This window comes from Cryobacterium sp. TS_SC_7 (genome assembly GCF_056156285.1).
This window is the reverse complement of the sequence record NZ_CM149589.1, coordinates 2,888,055-2,908,652: the sequence shown is the minus strand read 5'-3', so window position 1 is coordinate 2,908,652 and position 20,598 is coordinate 2,888,055. Positions and strand designations below refer to the sequence as shown.

Below are 20,598 nucleotides of genomic sequence, written 5' to 3'. Positions count from 1 at the left end.
ACTCACAGTCAGAGCGCTGGAGGGTCCACGCTCGTCGAGGATAATCAGGGAGACGACCTCATGAGCGACAACGCTGCCGACTGGAAGTTCGAAACCAAGCAGGTGCACTCCGGCGCCCAGCCCGACCCGACCACGAACGCCCGGGCCACCCCGATCTACCAGACCACGTCCTACGTCTTCAACAACGCCCAGCACGCCCAGAACCTGTTCGCGCTGGCCGAATTCGGCAACATCTACACCCGCATCCAGAACCCGACCCAGGCCGTCGTCGAAGAGCGCGTCGCCGCGCTCGAAGGCGGCACCGCCGCCCTGCTCCTGGCCTCGGGCCAGGCTGCCTCCACGTTCGCCGTGCTGAACATCGCCCAGGCCGGCGACCACATCGTGTCGTCCAGCTCGATCTACGGCGGAACCTACAACCTGTTCAAGTACACCCTGGCCAAGCTGGGCATCGAGACGACCTTCGTCGAGAACCAGGATGACCCCGAGGAGTGGCGCCGGGCGCTGCGCCCCAACACCAAGCTCTTCTTCGCCGAGACCATCGGCAACCCCAAGATCAACGTGCTCGACATCCGCCTCGTGGCCGATGTGGCCCACGCCGGCGGGGTTCCCCTCATCGTCGACAGCACCATCGCCACCCCCTACCTGATCCGCCCGTTCGAGCACGGCGCGGACATCGTCATCCACTCGGCCACGAAGTTCCTCGGCGGCCACGGCGCCGTCATCGGCGGTGTCATCGTCGACGGTGGCACGTTCGAATGGTCCAAGAACGTGGAGAAGTTCCCCGGCCTGACCCTGCCGGACCCCTCGTACCACGGTGTCAGCTACACGGGTGCGGTCGGGGACGGCATCGCCTACATCATCAAGGCGCGCGTGCAGCTGTTGCGCGACCTCGGTTCCGCGATCGCTCCGGCGAGCGCCTGGCAGCTCATCCAGGGCATCGAGACGCTCAGCCTGCGCATCGAACGACACGTGCAGAACGCCCAGGACATCGCCGAATGGCTCGAGAACCACCCCGACATCGCCTCCGTCAACTACGCCGGGCTCCCGTCGAGCCCCTGGTACGCCGCCGCCAACACGTACGCGCCCAAGGGCGTCGGAGCCGTGCTGTCGTTCGAGTTGAAGGGCGGGGTGGATGCCGGCCGCGCGCTGGTCGACAACCTCGCCCTGTTCAGCCACCTGGCCAACATCGGCGACGTGCGCTCACTCGTCATCCACCCGGCCTCCACCACGCACGCGCAGCTCACCCCGGAACAGCAGCTCACCGCCGGCGTGACCCCGGGCCTGGTGCGGCTGTCCGTCGGCATCGAGAACGTGACCGACTTGAAGGCCGACCTCGAGACCGGCCTTGCTGCCGCGCGCGCGGTCGTGCACGCATCCCGCGCCAACGCCTAGTACCCCGCCCGAGGCACCCGTCCGCCCCTCGGTCGAACCAATTCGACGGAGATTCTGCGCCCCACACACGGTTCCGGTCCGTTTCCGGCCGAAACCCCCAGAATCTCCGTCGAATTCGTCGAGCGGAGTAACAAAGTGCCGGAAGGGCTGTTCACCCGGCAGAATAGGGGGCCTATGGACTGGCAATATTCGGCAGACACCGTCCCGTCGAGCTTCGTGACCGAAGCCCAGGCGCGGTCGCTGCTCGGCAAGCCCCCGGCGACCGGCGCGTGGCGCGACGGCGACCCGGTCGGCAACCGCCGGTTCCAGGATGTGGGCCCCCTGCACTTCGAAGCCGGCGGCAGCCTGGGTTCCGTGCGCATCGCCTATGAGACCTGGGGCGAACTCTCCCCCGACGGCGACAACGCCGTCCTGGTGCTGCACGCCCTCACCGGCGACAGCCACCTGGCCGGTCCGGCCGGCCGCGGCCACGCGACTGCGGGCTGGTGGAGCGGCATCGTCGGACCGGGACTGGCCATCGACACCGACCGCTGGTTCGTGGTCGCTCCGAACATGATCGGTGGCTGCCAGGGCAGCACCGGTCCCGCCTCCCTCGCTCCCGACGGCTCGGAATGGGGCACACGCTTCCCCTATCTGACCATCCGCGACCAGGTCGCCGCCCAGGTCGCGTTCTCGGACCGGCTCGGAATCGACCGCTGGGCCGCCGTCGTCGGCGGTTCGATGGGCGGGATGCACGCGCTCGAGTGGGCGGTCGAACATCCGTCGAGGGTGGCCCGTCTGGCGATCCTCGCCGCACCGCCGGTCACGACCGCCGACCAGATCGCGCTGAACTCGGTGCAGATCGAAGCCATCCGGTGCGATCCCCTCTTCAACGCCGGGGACTACTACGACGCCGCGGACGGCGACGGCCCGACCCGGGGACTCGCCCTGGCGCGGCGGATGGCGCTGCTCAACTACCGCAGCCCGGAGGAACTCAACCTGCGCTTCGAACGCGGCTGGCAGAGCGAGATCAGCCCCCTGGGCGCCGGCGGCCGGTTCGCCGTCGAGTCCTACCTCGACTTCCACGGCAACAAGTTCACCCGGAGATTCGACGCCAACAGCTACATCGTGCTGGTCGAGGCGATGAATTCGCACGACATCGGCCGCGGCCGCGGCGGGGTCGCCTCCGCCCTGGCGCGGATCGAGGCGGTCAGTGTGGTCGTGGGTATCGACAGCGACCGGCTGTTCCCGGTCGAGGGCCAGCAGCGCATCGCCGCGCACCTGCGGGCCAATCTCGACGGCACGGATGCGGTGGTGCTGCACTCGGGCTTCGGCCATGACGGTTTCCTGATCGAGAACGCGGCGATCGGTTCCCAGCTCAGTCGGGTCCTGGCCCAGCCCGCTGCCCTCCCTCGGGGTTGACACGGTCCCGGTTGGGGACGATTTTGACAGTCAGTCTCACCAGGCCGAGAGGATCTGCCATGAAACCCGGATTCATCCTCATGCTCATCTTCGGCACGATCCTCTCCCTGCTCGGGTTCTCGCTGGCCCTGGCCGGCGGAACCGCCGCCGTGGTCACCGCCCGCGGTGACGACGGCTACCTGATCAGCCCGGCGCGCTCGTTCTCCGTTCAATCGTTCGCGCTCACCTCGCCGCGAATGAGTGCGATCGAGGTCGCGGAGGTCCCGGTGAACCTGGGTACCCTCCGGCTGCGGGCCGCTTCCACCGCGGGAGACGACGTCTTCATCGGTATCGCGCGGCAGGCCGACGTGGACCGGTACCTGGCCGGGGTCAACCACACCGAGCTGCGGAGCGTGACCGTCACCCCCTTCCGCGCGGTCTACCGGGAGATCCCGGGCACCGCCACGCCCCAGGATCCCGGCGAACAGACGTTCTGGGCCACGGCCGCGCAGGGCCCCGGTACGCAGGAGATCGACTGGGACCTGACCGGCGGCAGCTGGTCGGTCGTCGTGATGAACGCGGATGCGAGCCCCGGCGTCACCGTCGCGCTGCAGGCCGGGGTGCGCTTCGGGTTTCTCGGCCCGCTGGCCGTCGGGTTGCTGCTGATCGGACTCGTTCTCCTGCTCTTCGGACTGCTGCTCACCGTGTTCGGCGCGATCGGCCTGGGCCGCGGCGGCCCGCCCTCGGCCCGCTCGGCGGCCGGGCCGGGGCCGGCCCCCGGCTACCCGGCGGACGCGGCAGAGTCACGCTATCCCGCGCGCCTCCATGGCACTCTCGACGTCGGGATCTCCCGCTGGCTGTGGCTGTTCAAGTGGATCCTGATTTTCCCCCACGTGGTGGTGCTCTTCTTCTTCTGGTTCGGGTTCGTCGTGACCACGATCGTTGCGGGGTTCGCCATCCTGTTCACCGGCCGGTATCCGGTGTCCCTCTTCCAGTTCAATGTCGGCGTTCTGCGCTGGAGCTGGCGGGTGTCCTTCTACGCCTATTCGGCGCTCGGCACCGATCGGTATCCGCCGTTCAGCCTGGCTTCGGACCCGGCCTATCCGGCGGACCTGGAGATCGAGTATCCGGAGCGCCTCTCGCACGGACTCGTTCTGGTCAAGTCCTGGCTGCTCGCGATCCCGCACCTGCTGGTCGTCGCCGCCTTCACCGGCACCGCGTCGACCTGGCTGGTCGACGGGGGCGACTGGGTCACCGGCAACACCCCCTCCCTGATCGGGGTGCTCGTGCTGATCGCGGCCGTCATCCTGCTCTTCACCGGACGGTATCGACCGGCTCTGTTCGATGTGATCCTCGGCATCAACCGTTGGATCTTCCGGGTCACCGTCTACACGGCGCTGTTCCGCGACGAGTACCCGCCGTTCCGGCTGGATCAGGGCGGCGCCGACGCGCTGGTTCCCGTCCCCGCCTCTGCTCCGGCCCCTCCCGCGGCTCCGGCCGCCGCCGCTGACCCGGTCACGCCCCCCGCCGCGGCGGACTAGCGGGGAACCGGTACCGGGCCGGTAAGGTTCAATAAGGAGCACAACGAGGGGTGACTCAGCCGGCATGCAACGTATCTACAAGGAACGTGACCGCCTGCTGCGCAAAGCCGCTCGACTGGGCGGGCTCGCCGGTTCATCCGCCGTGCTGCTCGTGATGCTCGTCCCCGGCGGCCTGAGCGTGAGTGTCCTGCTCGGGTCCCTGCCGCTCCTGCTGCTGCTGGTCGTCGGCCAGTATCTGCTGGGACGGACCGGGCGGATGCGCTGGGTCACTCTGATCCTGATCTCCGGCAACGCCCTCATCCTGCTCGTCGGGCTGTCTGCCCAGCGCGCCGCGGGACTGAACCTCGTCGAGGAGGCCGTGATCGGCGCCGTGGCAGCCGGTGCGCTCAGCTGCGTCGCCCTTGTGCTCGTGGTCAACGGGCCGCGCATGCTGCTGCTGCTCGCCGCGTTCTGCGCGACCGTGGCGAGCGTTCTCGCGGGCACCCGCGCCGCCGAGACCGCCGTCGTGCCGCTGCTGCTCACCCTCAGCTGCTGGACCGCCATCGCCGTGATCGCCTGGTGGCTGGCCCAGAGCGTTCCCCGCGTCATGCAGCGCATCGACGAGATCGGCCGGGCGCATCTGGCCGAGCGCCATGCCAGCGAACTCGAGGCGCAGCGGCGCCAGGACGCCCGCCTGCTGCACGACACCGTGCTGGCCACCCTCACCCTTCTCGCGCATTCCGGTGTCGGCGTCAGCCCGGCCGCGCTGCGGGACCAGTCCGGCGACGACGCCCGGCTGCTGCGGCAACTGCGCCTCGGCGGCCTGCCCACACCCCGCCGGTCCGGGGTGTACACGCTCGAGCCGGCCACCGAGTCCACCCTCGGCAGCACCCTCGAATCGGTCAAGCAGCGGTTCGGCCGGATGGGCCTCGAGGTGGACTGGCACGGCAGCGGGCAGGTCCTCCTGCCCAGCGATGTGCTCGACTCCTTCCTTCTCGCCCTCGGCGAGTGCCTCGAGAACGTGCGGCGTCACGCCGGCGTCGCCCGCGCCGACGTGACGATCACGGATGACGACACGACCGTGCGCGCCATGGTCACCGACGCGGGGGTCGGCTTCGACCTCAGTGGCGTCAGCGCCGAACGCCTCGGTTTCGCCGAATCCGTGGTGGCCCGGCTGCGGGACGTCGGCGGCAACGCCCGCCTGTTCTCCTCCCCGGGCTCGGGAACCACAGTCGTGCTGGAGGTACCCAAATGAGCCGACCCGGGATCGTGGACACCCGCCCCGGCGACAGCATCCCGGGCGACATCCCCCGCCGCGACCAGCGCCGCCTCGACCAGGCCCGCCGGCCCGGGCGACGGGACCGCGCCGGTCATACCGGGCCGCTCGACAAACGGGAGCGCCGGGAGCGGCGCCGTAGTTTCCGCCGTCCCGAGCGCACGGAGCAGACCGCCCGGGCGAACCAGAGCAGCCTCGGCGGCCGGCACCTCGGCATCGGCCTGTCCTTCAGCGGCGGCTTCATCGCCCTCTTCCTGTTCGGCCAGTTCGCCGTGCAGTGGTTCGACTACCCCACACCGATGCCCAGCCTGATCGCCTGGATCCTGCTGATGACGGTCACGATCCTGTCCCTCATCACGGTTCAACGGCTGGCGGCGCGGATGCCGGATTGGCTCTACGCCGCGGCGCTCGCCTCCGGCGCGGCTGTCGTGGTTCTGGACCTGATCGGGTCCTGGGGCGAGCCCGGTTCCGATGTGCACCCCACCGCGGCCGCAGCCGTCGGCACCCTGCTCATCTCCCTCGCCACCGTGCGGCGCGGCCGGGACCTCGTCACGGCCGCCCTGATCCTCGCCCTGCTCCTCGTCATCGGCGCGCTGACCGAGGAACGCACCGATCCGCTCACCCTCGCACCGGTCCTGCTGACCCTCAGCCTTGCCGTTCTGCCGCCGTTGCTCGGTGTGGCCACCGTGAGGGCGTTCCGGCGGATGGCCCAGCGCGAACTCGACCTGGTGCTGGTGCAGAGCACGATCTCCCAGCCCCAGTTCGCGGTGGGCATGCTGGCCTCCGAAGATCTCGCCCGGATCGACCTCGACGCGGAGACCCTGCTCGACGACGTCGCGAAGGGCCGGACGGCGCTGCCGCTCAGCATCGAGAAATCCACGACGGCAGCCTCCCTCGCCACTCAGCTGCGACTGCACCTGATCCGGGGACGCCGCGAGACCTGGCTGTACCACGCCATCACGGAGTCCGAATTCCTGGCACCGTCGGTCAATCTCACCGACCCGTCGGGGCTGGCCGGCATGCTCGACCCGGCCCAGCGTGATGCACTGCTGCGCACGATCTGGCTGTTGATCAGCGACACAACCCGCTCTGAGGCATCCGTTTCGCTGTCGCTCGGACCGATCAGGCCCACACACGGGGTCACCGCGCGTCAGAAGTTACGATTTCCAATCGAATTGACCACGACGGGTGTGCCACGGCGGCGAGTGGACCCCGAGACGTGGGAAGCTATCCGAAGAGTCGGCCCACACGTCGATTCCAGCCGGGACGGCAGCCTCCACGTGGAAATCGAATGCAGTATCGACAATCCTGCGGATGCTTAGGGTCTGAACACAATGGCGTCGAGCTTCTCATTCGGGGGCAAAGGCATGAGGAGACAGAAGTGACGAATACAACAACGGTGACCACCGAGGCTCCGAGCAAGACCAACCCCATCCGGCTGGCCCTGGTCGATGACCACCGCATGCTGCTGGGGGCGCTCACCGAGTGGATCCGTGGGGCCGCCGACGACATCACCATGGTCGCCGCCGTCACCACGTGGCCGGAGCTGCTCACGCACCCCGAGTTCCCCGTCGACGTCGTGCTGCTGGACCTCGACCTCAAGGACAACATCCCGGTGTCCCTGAAGATCTCCACCCTCAAGACCGCAGGCGTGAAGACCGTGCTGATGAGCACGTACTCCGAGGCCGGGCTCGTGCGCGAAGCCCTGGCCGCCGGTGCGCTCGGCTACCTGGTCAAGAGCGAAGAGGCAACCATGATCGTCGAGGCGATCCGCGCCGCCTACAGCGGCGAGTCCTTCATTTCGGCCGAACTGGACGAGGCGCTCAACAACGGCGCCGACGGTGGCTCGCCGCGGCTCAGCGCGCAGGAGCGCCGCGTGATGGCCCTCTACGGTGCGGGCGAGCCGGTCAAGGCTGTCGCCCACCAGCTCGGCATCTCCGAGGAGACCGCGAAGTCCTACCTCAAGCGGATCCGCGAGAAGTACCGCCTGGCGGGCTTCGACGTGGGCACCAAGGTGGCGCTGCGCAAGCGGGCCATCCACGACGGCATCCTGCTCCAGACCGACTGATTCGCGGCGTGGACACGGCTACGCCGCGTCCACGACCTGGATCACATCGGTGCCGTAGGGCAGCACCAGGCCGCTGCGACGAAGGGTGCGGTCGAGCCGGAACGTGCCCACCGTGAGCAGCAATCCGATGATGCTCAGGCCGAGGCCGATCCAGACCGGGGCGACATAGCCGTATCCGGCCGCGACGACGACGCCGCCGAGGAACGCGCCGAGGGCATTGCCGACGTTCAGGGCCGAGTGGTTGAGGGCAGCGGCGATCGACTGGCTGTCGTGCGAGACGTCCATCAACCGGGTCTGGATGGCCGGTGAGAGTCCCGACGCCGCGGCCCCCACGAGGAACACGCCGATCAGGAGGCCGGGCACGGACTGCGCCGACAGCGCCAGGCCGGTCAGGGCCAGCAGCATCACGCCGAAGAACAGGTACATGGTGCGGCGCACACTCCAGTCGGCCAGCGCGCCCCCGGCCAGGTTGCCGATGGTCATGCCCACGCCGATCACGACCAGCACGAGCGGCACCGCGCCGGCCCCGAGGCCGGTGACCACCATCACCAGCGGGGCCACGTAGGTGTACACGGCGAAGAGCCCGCCGAACCCGATCGCCCCGATCATCAGGGCGAACCAGACCTGCAGCCGACCGAAGGCCCGCAACTCGCTGCGCATGGTGGCGTGCGGGTTGCCGTCCTGCAGGGGAACCAGGGTGGCAACGGCCACGAACGTGGCGGCGAAGATGGCGGCGACGACGAGGTAGGACACGCGCCAGCCGGAGGTCTGGCCGAGCCAGGTGATCAGGGGCACGCCGATGACGTTGGCGATGGTCAGGCCGCTGAGCACGAGGGCCACCCCGCGGGCTCGCTTCCCGGGGCCCATCAGGTCCGCGGCGACGAGGGACGCGATGCCGAAGTAGGCTCCGTGCGGCAGGGCGGCCACGAACCGGGCCACCAGCACCAGACCGAACGTGGGTAGCAGGGCCGACGCGATGGTGCTCAGCGTGAACGCGGCCAGGAGAGCGAGCAGCAGCTGCTTGCGCGGCCAGCGGGCGGACGCGGCGGCGATGGTCGGGGCCCCGACGACGACGCCGAGGGCGTACGCGGAGATGAGCCAGCCTGCCTGGGCGTTCGCGGCATCCGGTGCCGTGGCGTAGAGCCCGGGCAGCAGGTCCTGGGCGAGGTTGGGCAGCAGGCCCATGGCCACGAATTCGGTGGATCCGATGCCGAAACCGCCGAGGGCCAGGGCGAGCAGGGCATAGCGGATGCGGGCCGGCGACAGTGTCGCCGGCCCGTCGGAGGAAGCAGGCATGCTTCCAGCCTATGGGCCCGCTGTGGCTCCCGGCGGCGCGGCCTCGGCAAGCGCCGTTTCCAGACGCTCGACCTTGCCCGTGAGCTCGCCCGTACGACCGGCGCGGATATCCGCTTTGAGCACCAGGGACACCCGTGGCCCCCACGCACCCACCGCGTCGGTGGCGGCCTTGATCACCGCGAACACCTCATCCCAGTCGCCCTCGATCGTGGTGAACATCGAGTCGGTGTGATTGGGCAGGCCGGAGGCGCGCACGATGCGCACGGCTGCGGCCACGGCGTCGTGCACGGAGCCGTCGTCATCGTGGGAACCGGACGGGGCGACGGAGAATGCAACCAGCATGGTTACTCCTTCTGATCGAGGGTGGGAGGGGACTGGATCTGCCACACGGCCCAGCCGAGCAGCACGACCTCGAGCGCGTTGCGCACGGTCAACACCAGAACCATGGCCGGGTAGGCCACCAGCAGCAAGTCGTAGAGGTGCGGGTAGACCAGCTGGGTCAGTCCCGCGATCACGAGCACGAGCACGGCCGGGAACCGCCAGGCGTAGCCGTGCACCAGCAGCCCGAGGATGACGGGTGCGGCCAGCCAGGCGGTGAACTGCGGCGAACCGACCTTGTTGGCGACGATCAGGGTGAGGACGAGCGCCAGCACCAGCGGCGGGAAGAGGCTCACCGGGTCGGCGCCTGACCGGAGCCGGAACCCGGCGAGCGCCAGCACGGCCGCCACGCCGAGCAGGAGCAGTGGGGTCATCGCCGCGATGGCGGCGTTCGTGCCGGGGCCGATGACCTGGAAGGTGAGGATCTGCTGGTCGTAGTAGATGTACGTGCCCGGAACCCGGAGGGCGGCCTGCCACATCCAGCCGGCGGCCACCGGGGACTCGATCTGGATGCCGCGGTTGGTCTGCTCGCTCACGAAGCTGAACACGTTCAGGCCGCTGCCGAGTGCGAGCGCCGCGATCAGGATGCCCTGGCTGGTCACCGCCGCGGCGACCGCCACCCGCCAGCGGCGTCTCGACACGACGAACAACGCACCGATCAGGGCGACCGGCCAGATCTTGACCCAGGTGGCCAGGGTCAGCAGCACCGTTGCCCACACCGGCCGGGTGCGCATGAGCAGCAGGGCGACGATCGCCAGCGGCACCGTGACCGCGTCGATGCGGGCAAGGGCGACGGGACCGAGCATCAGCAGGAAGACCAGCCACCAGGCGGCCGCGAGCAGGGCACGCCGGCTGCGGCCGCGCTCGAGCAGGAGGGCGAAGGCCCCCGCGTTCAGCAGGGTGACCAGGCCGAGCCAGGTGACGGAGTAGAGGCCCGGGCCGAAAGCGAGCGCCGTGAGGATCGGCAGCAGCGCGAGGAGGGGATAGACGAAGCCCGTGGTGATCCCGACGACGTCTGCGCCGGCTGCCGCGTCGGCCGCCCAGCCGAGGTAGACGCCCTCCACATCGCCCAGCGGCCAGCCGGTGGAGGCGAAACACAGCCAGACCAGCACGCCGTGCACGAGGGCGAAGCCGATCCAGAGCAGCACGCGCGGTGCCCGCAGCGCCCTCAGGCCAGGGCGGGCGCCGAACGGTTCAACAGCGGATGCGAGCACGCTCCACTGTCCCACACCCATCCAAACCTGCGGGAGCGGCCCGGTCCCGCCCGTCGGCCCCGTTCCGGCTCAGCGACCCGCGAGCAGGGCTGCGATCGTGGCCGGCACGGCCTCGGCGATGTCCAGGGCCGCGATCGGGCCGCCGGCCGATGCCCGGGTGGCAGCCTGCGCGTGCACCAGGGCTGCCGTCGCCGCCAGGCTCGGCAGGGCCGCGGCATCCGCGTGGATCGCCCGGGCGTGCGTGGCCAGCAGGGCGCCGAGGATACCGCCGAGCACGTCCCCTGACCCGGCCGTGGCCAGCCAGGCCGGCCCCTGCGACACCGTCAACCGGGTGCCGTCCGGCGACGCGATCCGGGTGACGCTGCCCTTGAGCAGCACCGTGACGCCGAGGCCGGTCGCTGCACGCACCGCCCACTCCCCCGGGGCTGCGGCGACCTCCGAGCCGGCCACCGATTCGCCTTGCGGCGAGAGCAGCCGGGTGAGCAGGCGCGCGAGCTCGCGGTAGTGCGGGGTGATCACGACGGGACCGGCCGCCCGGCCGACCAGGTCGAGGGCCCCGGCGTCGCAGACCGTGGGCAGCCCCTCGGCCAGGGCGCCGAGCAGCGCAGCCTCCGTCACCCGGTCGCGGGAGGCCGCGTCCTGACCCGAGCCGAGGAGCCAGGCCTGCACCTGCCCGGATGCGGTGACGGCCTCGGGCCGGCGCTGCAGCACCAGATCGGAGGCACGTCTCGGGCCGAGGTAGCGCACCATCCCGACACCGGCGCGGGCGGCCGCCTCGACGCCGAGTACGGCGGCCCCGGGGTATTCGTCCGAGCCGGTGCGCACCCCCAGAACTCCGCGACTGTATTTGTCATCGCCGGCCCGGGGAACCGCGATCCAGTCCCGTGCCCGAGCGGAGTCCCATTCCAGCCATGCGTGCGGTTCGTCCATGCACTCACGATAGGTTGTTTTGCGTGCCTCGGGCCGGCCTCAGCGGCCTGCCCACTGACTCCTGGGGGAAATCCGTGGCCGTTGCCGCCCTGTTCGAACCGTTCACCCTGCGCGGTGTCACCATGCGCAACCGCCTCTGGGCCGCCCCGATGTGCCAGTACGCTGTGGGTGAGAAAGACGGCGTCCCCCGCATCTGGCACCTCGTCCATCTCGGCGCGCTGGCCGCCGGCGGCGCGGGCCTGATCGTGGCGGAGGCCACCGCGGTCAGCCCGGAGGGACGCATCTCCAATGCTGACACCGGCCTCTGGAACGATGCTCAAACCGCTGCCTGGACTCCCATCGTGGCCTTCCTGCATGCGCAGGGTGCCACGGCCGGCATCCAGCTCTCCCATGCCGGCCGCAAGGCATCCGTCTGGCCGGCCTGGGGTTCCGACCGGCACGGCACGATGGCGACGCAGGACGGCGGCTGGCCCACCGTCTCGGCGTCGGCCGTGCCGTTCCCCGGGTACGCACCGCCCGTCGCCCTCGACGCCGCGGGCATCCAGGGCATCGTCGCCGCCTTCGCGGCTGCGGCGCTGCGGGCGGTGGCGGCCGGGTTCGACGTCGTGGAACTGCACGCCGCCCACGGCTATCTGCTGCATCAGTTCCTGTCGCCGCTGAGCAACCGGCGCACCGACGAGTTCGGCGGCACGCTGCCGAACCGGGCGCGTCTGCTGCTGCAGGTCGTGGCCGCCGTGCGCGCGGCCATCGGCGCGGACCGTGCCCTGTTCGTGCGGTTCTCCGCCACCGACCACACCCCGGGCGGCTGGACCGAGGAGGAGACGGCCGAGGTTGCCGGCTGGGCCCGGGACGCCGGCGCGGACTTCTTCGACGTGTCCTCCGGCGGCAACGTGACCGGGGCGCGCATCCCGCTCGGGCCCGGCTACCAGGTGCCACTGGCCCGGCACCTGAAAGCGGCGGCGGATGTCCCGGTCAGCGCGGTCGGGCTGATCACCACCGCGCGGCAGGCCGAGCAGATCGTGGCGACCGGCCAGGCCGACGCGGTCATGCTGGGCCGCGAACTCCTGCGCGACCCGCACTTTCCGTTGCGGGCCGCCCACGAGCTCGGCGTCAGCGTGGACTACTGGCCACCGCAGTACCTGCGCGCCATGTGGCCGGAGGCCTGACCGGCGACCCAGCGTGCGCTACAAGCGCCGTGTCGCGTCCTGCACCTCGCCGACGAGTTCTTCGATGATGTCCTCCAGGAACAGCACCCCCACCGTTTCACCGGTTGCGGTGAACGACCGGGCGAGATGCGCCCCGGAGCGGCGCATGGTGGCCAGGGCGTCCTCGAGGTCGGTGTCTTCGAAGATCGACACCAGTTGACGGATGCGCTTGCCCGGGATCGGTTCCGCGTAGCTGCCCTGCCCGGCCGAGGTTGCCGCATCGCCGTCGAGGTCGATGACGTCCTTGAGATGCACGTATCCGGTCGGTTCGCCGGACTCGTTGACCATCACGTACCGGGAGAAGCCGTGCTTGGTGACCGCCTTCTCCACGTCGGCGGGCGTCGCCGCCTCGGGCAGGCTGATCAGGCCGGCCAGGTTGACCGCCACGTCCCGCACCTTGCGGGTGGTGAATTCGAACGTGGCGCTGAGCGCCCCGGTGCCGTCGCGCAGCACGCCCTCCCGCGTCGACTGGGTGACGATGGTCGCGACCTCGTCCAGCGTGTAGGTGCTGGTGGCCTCCTGCTTGGGTGCCACCCCGAACATCCGCAGCACCAGGTTGGCGGTGGCGTTCAGCACCACGATCACGGGTTTGACCAGGCGTCCGAAGAACACGAGCGGCGGGGCGAGCACGAGCACGGCACGGTCCGGGATGGAGAACGACAGGTTCTTCGGCACCATCTCGCCGAACACGACGTGCAGGTAGGAGACCAGCAGCAGTGTGATGACGAACGCGATGGCCCCGATGGCCTCGACCGGCAGAGGGGTGAGGCCCAGCGGGATCTCGAGGAGGTGGTGGATCGCCGGTTCGGAGACGTTCAGGATGAGCAGCGAGCAGACCGTGATGCCCAACTGGGTGGTCGCCAGCATCAGGGTGGCGTGTTCCATCGCCCAGAGAGCCGTGACGGCACGCTTCTTGCCGGCCTCGGCGAGCGGTTCGATCTGCGAGCGGCGCGCGGAGATGACCGCGAATTCCGCCGCGACGAAAAAGGCGTTGGCTGCGAGGAGGACCACGAGCCAGACCAGACCTGCCCAGTCACTCATTGTGGTTCACCTCGGTCTCCTCGGCGGGTTCGACCACGGGCGTGAATCGCAGCCGGTCGATCCGACGGCCGTCGAGCCGTTCCACGGACAGCAGACCGGCGGGCAGTTGCACGGTGTCGCCGACCACGGGCAGGCGGCCCAGCTGGCTCATCACGAACCCGGCCACGGTCTCGTACGGGCCGTCTTCCGGGATGGCGACGCCGGCTCGTTCCAGCAGTTCGTCCGGGCGGAGCATGCCGGGGAATGTCAGCGAATCGGTCGACAGCACCACGCCGGCCCGGGTCCGGTCGTGCTCGTCGGCCACCTCGCCGACGAGTTCCTCGACCAGGTCTTCCAGGGTGGCCACGCCGGCCGTGCCCCCGTACTCGTCGACCACGATCGCCATCTGGTAGCCGCGGCCGCGCAGCTCGGTCAGCAGGCCGTCGAGTTTCATGGTCTCGGGAACGCGGATGGCCTCCGACTGGAGTGCCGACACCGGGACATCCGCCCGCCGTCGCCGGGGAACGGCCACGGCCTGCTTCACGTGCACGATGCCGACGATGTCGTCGACGCCCTCGTCGACGACGGGGAAACGGGAATAACCGGTCTGGCGAGTGAGTTCGATGACGGCCTGGGCGGAATCGGTGCGCTGGATGCTGGCCACCCGCGGGCGCGGTGTCATCACATCCGACGCCGTGTGCCCGGAGAAGAGCAGCGTGCGGTGCAGCAGCGTCGCGGTGTCCTTCTCCAGCAACCCGGCGCTGGCCGAGCGGCGAACGAGGGAGGACAGTTCCTCGGCGGTGCGCGCGCCGGAGAGTTCCTCCTTCGGTTCGATCCCGATCGACCGGAGCACCCCGTTGGCGCTGCCGTTGAGCACGACCACGGCGGGCTTGAACACGGTCGTGAAGAGGGTCTGGAACGGGATGACCATCTTCGCGGTCTGCACCGGCAGCGCGAGGGCGAAGTTCTTCGGCACCAACTCGCCGATGATCATCGACGCCAGGGTGGCGACGACGACCGCGATTGTGACCGCCACAAGAGGAACTACCGCCGGGGACAGCCCCAGGGCGGTCAGCGGCGGTGAGAGCAGGCCCGTCAGCGCCGGCTCCATGGTGTAGCCGGTGAGCAGGGTGGTGAGGGTGATGCCGAGCTGGGCGCTGGAAAGGTGCGTCGAGGTGATCCGGAGCGCGGCGATGGTCAGGCCGAGGCGGGTCTCCCCGCGGTCGCGACGCGCCTCGAGCTCGGAACGGTCCAGATTGACCAGGGCGAACTCGCTGGCGACGAAGAGGCCCGTGCCCACCGTGAGCAGCAGCCCCACGGTCAGCAGGATCCACTCATACATGGATGCTGTCACCGGCCGATGAAGAGGCGGCGGTCACCGGCGACGAACCATGCGGGTGACGGAAGGCAGGGTCGGGCGAAAAGGCAGAAGGGGGGTCGTCCATTATTTCGCCAAGTCTACCGCCCGGCACCGACCGTGCGCGCGGCCGGAGCCCCGCCGGCGTTCGCTCCCCGCTACCAGGAGACGGGCAGCGCCTTGCCCTCCTCGTAGCCGGCCGCCGATTGGATGCCGACCAGCGCCCGGGTGTGGAATTCCGCGACCGAGGTCGCACCGGCATAGGTGAAGGAGCTGCGCACCCCGGAGGTGATCATGTCGAGCAGGTCCTCGACCGACGGCCGCAGCGGATCGAGGTAGATCTTCGAACTGGAGATCCCTTCGGCGAAGAGCGTCTTGCGGGCCAGTTCGTAGGCGTCGAGGCGGTCGAACCGCTGGCGCACGGCCTTGGTCGAGGCCATCCCCCAGCTCTCCTTGTAGATGCCGCCCGACGCGTCCCGGTCGAGCAGTCCGGGAGCCTCGATCGTGCCGGCGAACCACGACCCGATCATCACGGATGCCGCGCCGGCGGCCAGCGCGAGCGCCACGTCGCGCGGGTAGCGCACTCCGCCATCGGCCCACACGTGCGCTCCGAGCTCCCGGGCTGCTGCCGCGGTCTCGAGCACGGCGGAGAATTGGGGTCGGCCCACAGCCGTCATCATGCGCGTCGTGCACATGGCGCCGGGGCCGACACCGACCTTCACAATGGAGGCGCCGGCGCCCACGAGGTCGCCCACGGCATCCGCGGTCACGACGTTGCCCGCCACAATCGGAATGCCGAGCCCCAGGTCCGCGACGATCTTGATCGCCCGCGTCATACCGCCCTGGTGACCGTGCGCGGTGTCGATCACGAGCACGTCGACCCCCGCGGCGACGAGCGCCGTGGCCTTGGCCGCGATGTCGCCGTTGATGCCGACCGCGGCAGCCACGCGCAGACGGCCCTGCGCGTCGAGGGCCGGCTGGTAGAGGGTTGAGCGCAGCGCACTCTTGCGGCTGAGGGTGCCGATCACCCGGCCGTGGTGCTGCACGGTGGCGAAGTCGAGCTCAGCCTCCGTCATCACGTCGAACGCGCGGCGCGGGCCCTCGATGTCGTCGGCGTCGAGGGAGGTCATGGCGCCATGCAGGAGGTCCCCGAGGAGCGCGTCGGGCAGCGCGGTCGCGAGCCGGGACGCGTCGATGGCGCCCAGGTAGTCGCCGTTCGGGTCGGTGATGACCAGACCCTGTCCGGCCACGGGCGGCACCTGCCGCAGCGCGAGCGCCACGGTGTCCCCCGGGGCGAAGTTGAACGGGGTGTCGAAGCGGGTCGACTGGGCCTTGACCCAGCGGATCGCGGCGTCGAGGTCCTGCAGGTGCATGTCCTGCGGCAGCACGCCGAGCCCTCCGCGACGGGCCAGAGCGGCCGCCAGCCGCGGACCGGTCACCGAGTTCATGTTGGCCGACACGATCGGAATCGTGGCCCCGCTGCCGTCACCCGGGGCGAGGGAGACAGCGAGGCGGCTGCTGACTTCTGATTGGCTGGGCACGAGGAAAACGTCGGAATACGTGAGATCGTGGCTGGGAACCGCTCCATAGAACTGCATGCAAATAACGCTAGCGCCCCGCGCGGATGCCCGCTGCCACGCCCGATGGGATTAGGCTGGATGGGCAGACCGCATCGGGTATCCAGAATGCCCGGGACATTCAAAATCAACGTAGAGAGTGGGAACCGGCTGTGTCAAGCCAGTTGACCGGTAGTGGATCCGACGAAACCACGTCGGGTGAATTCGGAGCGAATGAGTGGCTCGTCGACGAACTGTACGAACGGTACCTCGTCGACAAGAAGCTGGTGGACGAGTCCTGGTGGCCCGTCCTGGAGAGCTACCACCAGACCGCGAACGGCCGTAGCGGCGGTTCCGGCGCTCCCGCGGACGAGGCCTCCGCAGGCGCAGCGCCCGCGGGCCAGGCTCCCGCAGTGAGCGCTCCGGCGGGCACCCCGGCCTCCAGCGCCGAGGCCCTCGCAGCACCCGCTGAACCGGCCCCGATCACGTCGCCCATCCCCGTGGTCAACGGGCAGCGCACCGCGCGCACGACCTCCAGCGCCCCCAAACCGGTCCCCGTGCCGGCCGACATGCCCATCGCGTCCCAGCAGTCGGCCGCCGCTGACGCCGAGGTCGACGTCGTCACCCCGCTCCGCGGCATGTCCAAGAGCCTCGCGGCGAACATGGCGACCAGCCTGACGGTCCCCACGGCCACCAGCGTGCGCACCATCCCGGCGAAGCTGCTCATCGACAACCGCATCGTGATGAACAACCACATGAAGCGCTCACGCGGCGGCAAGGTGTCGTTCACGCACCTGATCGGCTGGGCTCTGATCCAGGCGCTGAAGATGTTCCCCAGCCAGAACGTCTACTACAACGAGATCGACGGCAAGCCCTCGGTCATCGCCCCTGCCCACGTCGGCCTCGGCATCGCCATCGACCTGCCCAAGCCCGACGGCACCCGCTCCCTCATGGTCCCGGCCATCAAGCGCGCGGACACCATGACCTTCGGCGAGTACCTCTCCTCCTATGAGGACCTCGTCACCCGGGCCCGCAAGGGCAAGCTGAGCGCGGATGACTTCTCCGGGGCCACGGTCTCGCTGACCAACCCCGGCGGCATCGGCACGGTGCACTCGGTGCCGCGCCTGATGAAGGGCCAGGGCTGCATCATCGGCGCCGGCGCGCTCGACTACCCGGCCGAGTTCCAGGGTTCCAGCGTCAAGACCCTCACCGGCCTGGCCATCTCCAAGACCATCACGCTCACCAGCACCTACGACCACCGGGTCATCCAGGGAGCAGGCTCGGGCGAGTTCCTGAAGATCGTGCATGAGCTGTTGATCGGCCAGCACAACTTCTACGAGGACATCTTCTCGGCACTGCGCATCCCATATGACCCGATCCACTGGGCTCCCGACATCAGCGTCGACCTGGCCAGCGCGGTCGACAAGACCGCCCGGGTGCAGGAACTGATCAACGCCTACCGCGTGCGCGGCCATCTGATGGCCGACATCGACCCGCTGGAGTACACACAGCGCACGCACCCCGACCTCGACATCTCCAACCACGGGTTGACCTTCTGGGACCTGGACCGCCAGTTCGTGACCGGCGGCTTCGGCGACAAGCGTCTGATGCTGCTCCGCGACATCCTCGGCGTGCTCCGCGACTCCTACTGCCGCACCACGGGCATCGAGTACATGCACATCCAGGACCCTGCCCAGCGCAAGTGGATGCAGGAGAAGATGGAGAAGAGCTACGTCAAGCCCACGCATGACGAGCAGATGCGCATCCTCGGCAAGCTCAACGAGGCCGAGGCCTTCGAGACCTTCCTGCAGACGAAGTACGTGGGCCAGAAGCGGTTCAGCCTCGAGGGTGGCGAGTCCACCATCGCCCTGCTCGATTCCATCCTGCAGGGTGCAGCGGACGCCGGCCTCGACGAGGTCTGCATCGGCATGGCCCACCGCGGCCGTCTGAACGTGCTCACCAACATCGCCGGCAAGACCTACGGCCAGATCTTCCGCGAGTTCGAGGGCACGCAGGATCCCCGCACGGTGCAGGGTTCGGGCGACGTCAAGTACCACCTCGGCACGGAGGGCACCTTCCGGGCCACCGACGGCACGGAGATGCCGGTCTACCTGGCCGCGAACCCCTCGCACCTCGAGGCGGTGGACGGCGTCCTCGAGGGCATCGTGCGCGCCAAGCAGGATCGCAAGCCGATCGGCACCTTCTCCACGCTCCCGGTCCTCGTGCACGGCGATGCCGCGATGGCGGGCCAGGGCATCGTCCTGGAGACGCTGCAGATGTCCCAGTTGCGCGGTTTCCGCACCGGCGGCACCATCCACCTGGTCGTGAACAACCAGGTCGGCTTCACCACGTTGCCCGGCGACGGCCGCACCTCGGTGTACTCGACGGATGTCGCCAAGACCATCCAGGCCCCCATCTTCCACGTCAACGGGGACGACCCCGAAGCCGTGGTGCGGGTGGCCGAACTCGCCTTCGCGTACCGCCAGGAATTCAAGCGGGACGTCGTCATCGACCTCGTCTGCTACCGCCGGCGCGGACACAACGAGGGCGACGACCCCTCGATGACCCAGCCGCTGATGTACAACCTGATCGAGGCCAAGCGGTCCGTCCGGAAGCTGTACACGGAAGCTCTCGTCGGTCGTGGCGACATCACCCAGGAGGAATACGAGGCATCCCACGCCGACTTCCAGGACCGCCTCGAGCGCGCGTTCATGGAGACGCACGCGGCGCAGTCGTCCTCGATCCCGATCGTCGGCGCCACACCGCAGGGCCTCGGCGCCGGCAACAACGGAGCCGGCCGCCACGACGACCAGGTCGGCGAACCGGCGACCACCGGGGTGCCCGAGGCCGTCGTGCACCTGATCGGCGACGCCTTCATGAACAAGCCCGCGGGCTTCACGGTGCACAACAAGCTGCAGCAGCTCATGCAGAAGCGCCACGACATGAGCCGCAACGGCAACATCGACTGGAGCTTCGGTGAGCTTCTCGCCCTCGGCTCCCTCCTGGTCGAGCGCACCCCGGTGCGCTTCGCGGGCCAGGATGCCCGCCGCGGCACGTTCGTGCAACGCCACGCAGTGCTCCACGACCGGGTCAACGGTCAGGAGTGGTTGCCGCTGGCCAACCTCAGCGAGGACCAGGCCCGGTTCTGGATCTATGACTCGCTGCTCAGCGAATACGCCGCTATGGGCTTCGAGTACGGCTATTCGGTGGAACGCGCCGACGCCCTCGTGCTGTGGGAGGCCCAGTTCGGTGACTTCGCCAACGGCGCCCAGACGGTCATCGACGAGTTCGTTTCCTCGGCCGAGCAGAAGTGGGGCCAGCGGTCATCCGTCGTGCTGCTGTTGCCGCACGGGTATGAGGGCCAGGGCCCCGACCACTCGTCGGCCCGCATCGAGCGCTATCTGCAGCTGTGCGCGGAGGACAACATGACCGTCGCGCGCCCGTCGACGCCGGCCTCGTACTTCCACCTGCTGCGCCGCCAGGCGTACATGCGCCCCCGTCGTCCGCTGATCGTGTTCACGCCGAAGTCGATGCTGCGCCTGCGCGGGGCGACCAGCCCGGTCGCCGATTTCACCTCCGGCCGGTTCGAAACGGTCATCGACGACGCCCGGATCACCGACAAGTCACGGGTCAAGCGGGTGCTGTTCATGGCCGGCAAGCTCTACTACGACCTGCTCGCCGAACTCGACAAGAACCCCAACCCGGAGATCGCGCTGGTACGGATGGAGCAATTCTACCCGCTGCCTGCCGCCGAGCTCAAGCACGTCGCCGACCAGTACCCCGACGCCGAACTCGCCTGGGTGCAGGATGAGCCGGAGAACCAGGGTGCCTGGCCGTTCTTCTACCTGGAGACGAACAAGCTGGGCCCGCGCCCGGTGCGCCTCTTCTCCCGCGCGGCGTCGGCGTCTCCGGCGGCCGGGTCGGCGAAGCGGCACGCCGCCGAGCAAGCCGAGCTGCTGCGTCAGGCCCTCACCCTGTAGACGGTCTCTACGACACAACCGCACGG

The 20,598-nt window shown here is 69.5% G+C and carries 15 protein-coding genes; 8 read left to right on the top strand and 7 right to left on the bottom strand.

From position 1 onward, the window contains the following. Window positions 1-60 precede the first annotated feature (60 nt). The 6 genes from AC0J5J_RS13370 to AC0J5J_RS13345 all read left to right on the top strand — a co-directional run bounded on the left by AC0J5J_RS13370 (window position 61) and on the right by AC0J5J_RS13345 (window position 7,636). Window positions 61-1,392, top strand: a complete 1,332-nt coding sequence (locus AC0J5J_RS13370) for a bifunctional o-acetylhomoserine/o-acetylserine sulfhydrylase (protein ID WP_134424152.1) — start codon at window positions 61-63, stop codon at window positions 1,390-1,392. Window positions 1,393-1,566: 174 nt separating this feature from the next. Beyond that, complete coding sequence (gene metX / locus AC0J5J_RS13365) at window positions 1,567-2,793, top strand: homoserine O-acetyltransferase MetX (protein WP_474898445.1); 1,227 nt, start codon at window positions 1,567-1,569, stop codon at window positions 2,791-2,793. Window positions 2,794-2,852: 59 nt separating this feature from the next. Continuing rightward, complete coding sequence (locus AC0J5J_RS13360) at window positions 2,853-4,313, top strand: DUF4389 domain-containing protein (RefSeq protein ID WP_474898444.1); 1,461 nt, start codon at window positions 2,853-2,855, stop codon at window positions 4,311-4,313. Between the two features lie 64 nt (window positions 4,314-4,377). Further along, window positions 4,378-5,547, top strand: a complete 1,170-nt coding sequence (locus tag AC0J5J_RS13355; protein ID WP_134424149.1) for a sensor histidine kinase — start codon at window positions 4,378-4,380, stop codon at window positions 5,545-5,547. After that, window positions 5,544-6,890: a hypothetical protein gene (locus AC0J5J_RS13350; protein ID WP_134424148.1), complete on the top strand. Its 1,347-nt coding sequence runs from the start codon at window positions 5,544-5,546 to the stop codon at window positions 6,888-6,890. The genes AC0J5J_RS13355 and AC0J5J_RS13350 overlap by 4 nt, the downstream gene beginning before the upstream one ends. 59 nt (window positions 6,891-6,949) lie before the next feature. Continuing rightward, window positions 6,950-7,636 (top strand): response regulator, encoded by a 687-nt coding sequence (locus AC0J5J_RS13345; protein ID WP_277613090.1) that lies wholly within the window; start codon window positions 6,950-6,952, stop codon window positions 7,634-7,636. 18 nt (window positions 7,637-7,654) lie between these two features. Here AC0J5J_RS13345 and AC0J5J_RS13340 read toward each other — a convergent pair whose 3' ends face one another. From AC0J5J_RS13340 to AC0J5J_RS13325, 4 genes are read right to left on the bottom strand one after another with little or no spacing between them, the layout of a single operon-like run. Then, window positions 7,655-8,932: an MFS transporter gene (locus AC0J5J_RS13340; RefSeq protein WP_474898442.1), complete on the bottom strand. Its 1,278-nt coding sequence runs from the start codon at window positions 8,930-8,932 to the stop codon at window positions 7,655-7,657. Between the two features lie 9 nt (window positions 8,933-8,941). After that, window positions 8,942-9,274: a thiamine-binding protein gene (locus AC0J5J_RS13335; RefSeq protein ID WP_474898440.1), complete on the bottom strand. Its 333-nt coding sequence runs from the start codon at window positions 9,272-9,274 to the stop codon at window positions 8,942-8,944. A gap of 2 nt (window positions 9,275-9,276) precedes the next feature. Beyond that, window positions 9,277-10,539 carry a glycosyltransferase 87 family protein gene (locus AC0J5J_RS13330; protein WP_474898439.1) on the bottom strand — a complete coding sequence of 421 codons (1,263 nt, stop codon included), beginning with the start codon at window positions 10,537-10,539 and terminating at the stop codon, window positions 9,277-9,279. 54 nt (window positions 10,540-10,593) lie between these two features. Beyond that, a complete protein-coding gene (locus AC0J5J_RS13325) occupies window positions 10,594-11,454 on the bottom strand; it encodes an ADP-dependent NAD(P)H-hydrate dehydratase (protein ID WP_134424143.1) in 861 nt (286 codons plus the stop codon). A gap of 74 nt (window positions 11,455-11,528) precedes the next feature. On the opposite strand from AC0J5J_RS13325, the gene AC0J5J_RS13320 reads away from it, so the two are divergent. Then, window positions 11,529-12,620: an NADH:flavin oxidoreductase/NADH oxidase gene (locus tag AC0J5J_RS13320; RefSeq protein WP_474900237.1), complete on the top strand. Its 1,092-nt coding sequence runs from the start codon at window positions 11,529-11,531 to the stop codon at window positions 12,618-12,620. An 18-nt stretch (window positions 12,621-12,638) separates the two neighbouring features. On the opposite strand, the gene AC0J5J_RS13315 is transcribed toward AC0J5J_RS13320, so the two are convergent. The 3 genes from AC0J5J_RS13315 to guaB1 form a co-directional block, all read right to left on the bottom strand. Further along, a complete protein-coding gene (locus AC0J5J_RS13315; protein ID WP_134424141.1) occupies window positions 12,639-13,700 on the bottom strand; it encodes a hemolysin family protein in 1,062 nt (353 codons plus the stop codon). Continuing rightward, window positions 13,693-15,021 (bottom strand): hemolysin family protein, encoded by a 1,329-nt coding sequence (locus AC0J5J_RS13310; RefSeq protein WP_474900236.1) that lies wholly within the window; start codon window positions 15,019-15,021, stop codon window positions 13,693-13,695. The genes AC0J5J_RS13315 and AC0J5J_RS13310 overlap by 8 nt, the downstream gene beginning before the upstream one ends. A 173-nt stretch (window positions 15,022-15,194) precedes the next feature. Beyond that, a complete protein-coding gene (gene guaB1, locus AC0J5J_RS13305; protein ID WP_134424139.1) occupies window positions 15,195-16,634 on the bottom strand; it encodes a GMP reductase in 1,440 nt (479 codons plus the stop codon). A 131-nt stretch (window positions 16,635-16,765) separates the two neighbouring features. On the opposite strand from guaB1, the gene AC0J5J_RS13300 reads away from it, so the two are divergent. Next, window positions 16,766-20,572, top strand: coding sequence for a multifunctional oxoglutarate decarboxylase/oxoglutarate dehydrogenase thiamine pyrophosphate-binding subunit/dihydrolipoyllysine-residue succinyltransferase subunit (locus tag AC0J5J_RS13300; RefSeq protein ID WP_474898437.1), 3,807 nt, complete (start codon window positions 16,766-16,768; stop codon window positions 20,570-20,572). Window positions 20,573-20,598 lie beyond the last annotated feature (26 nt).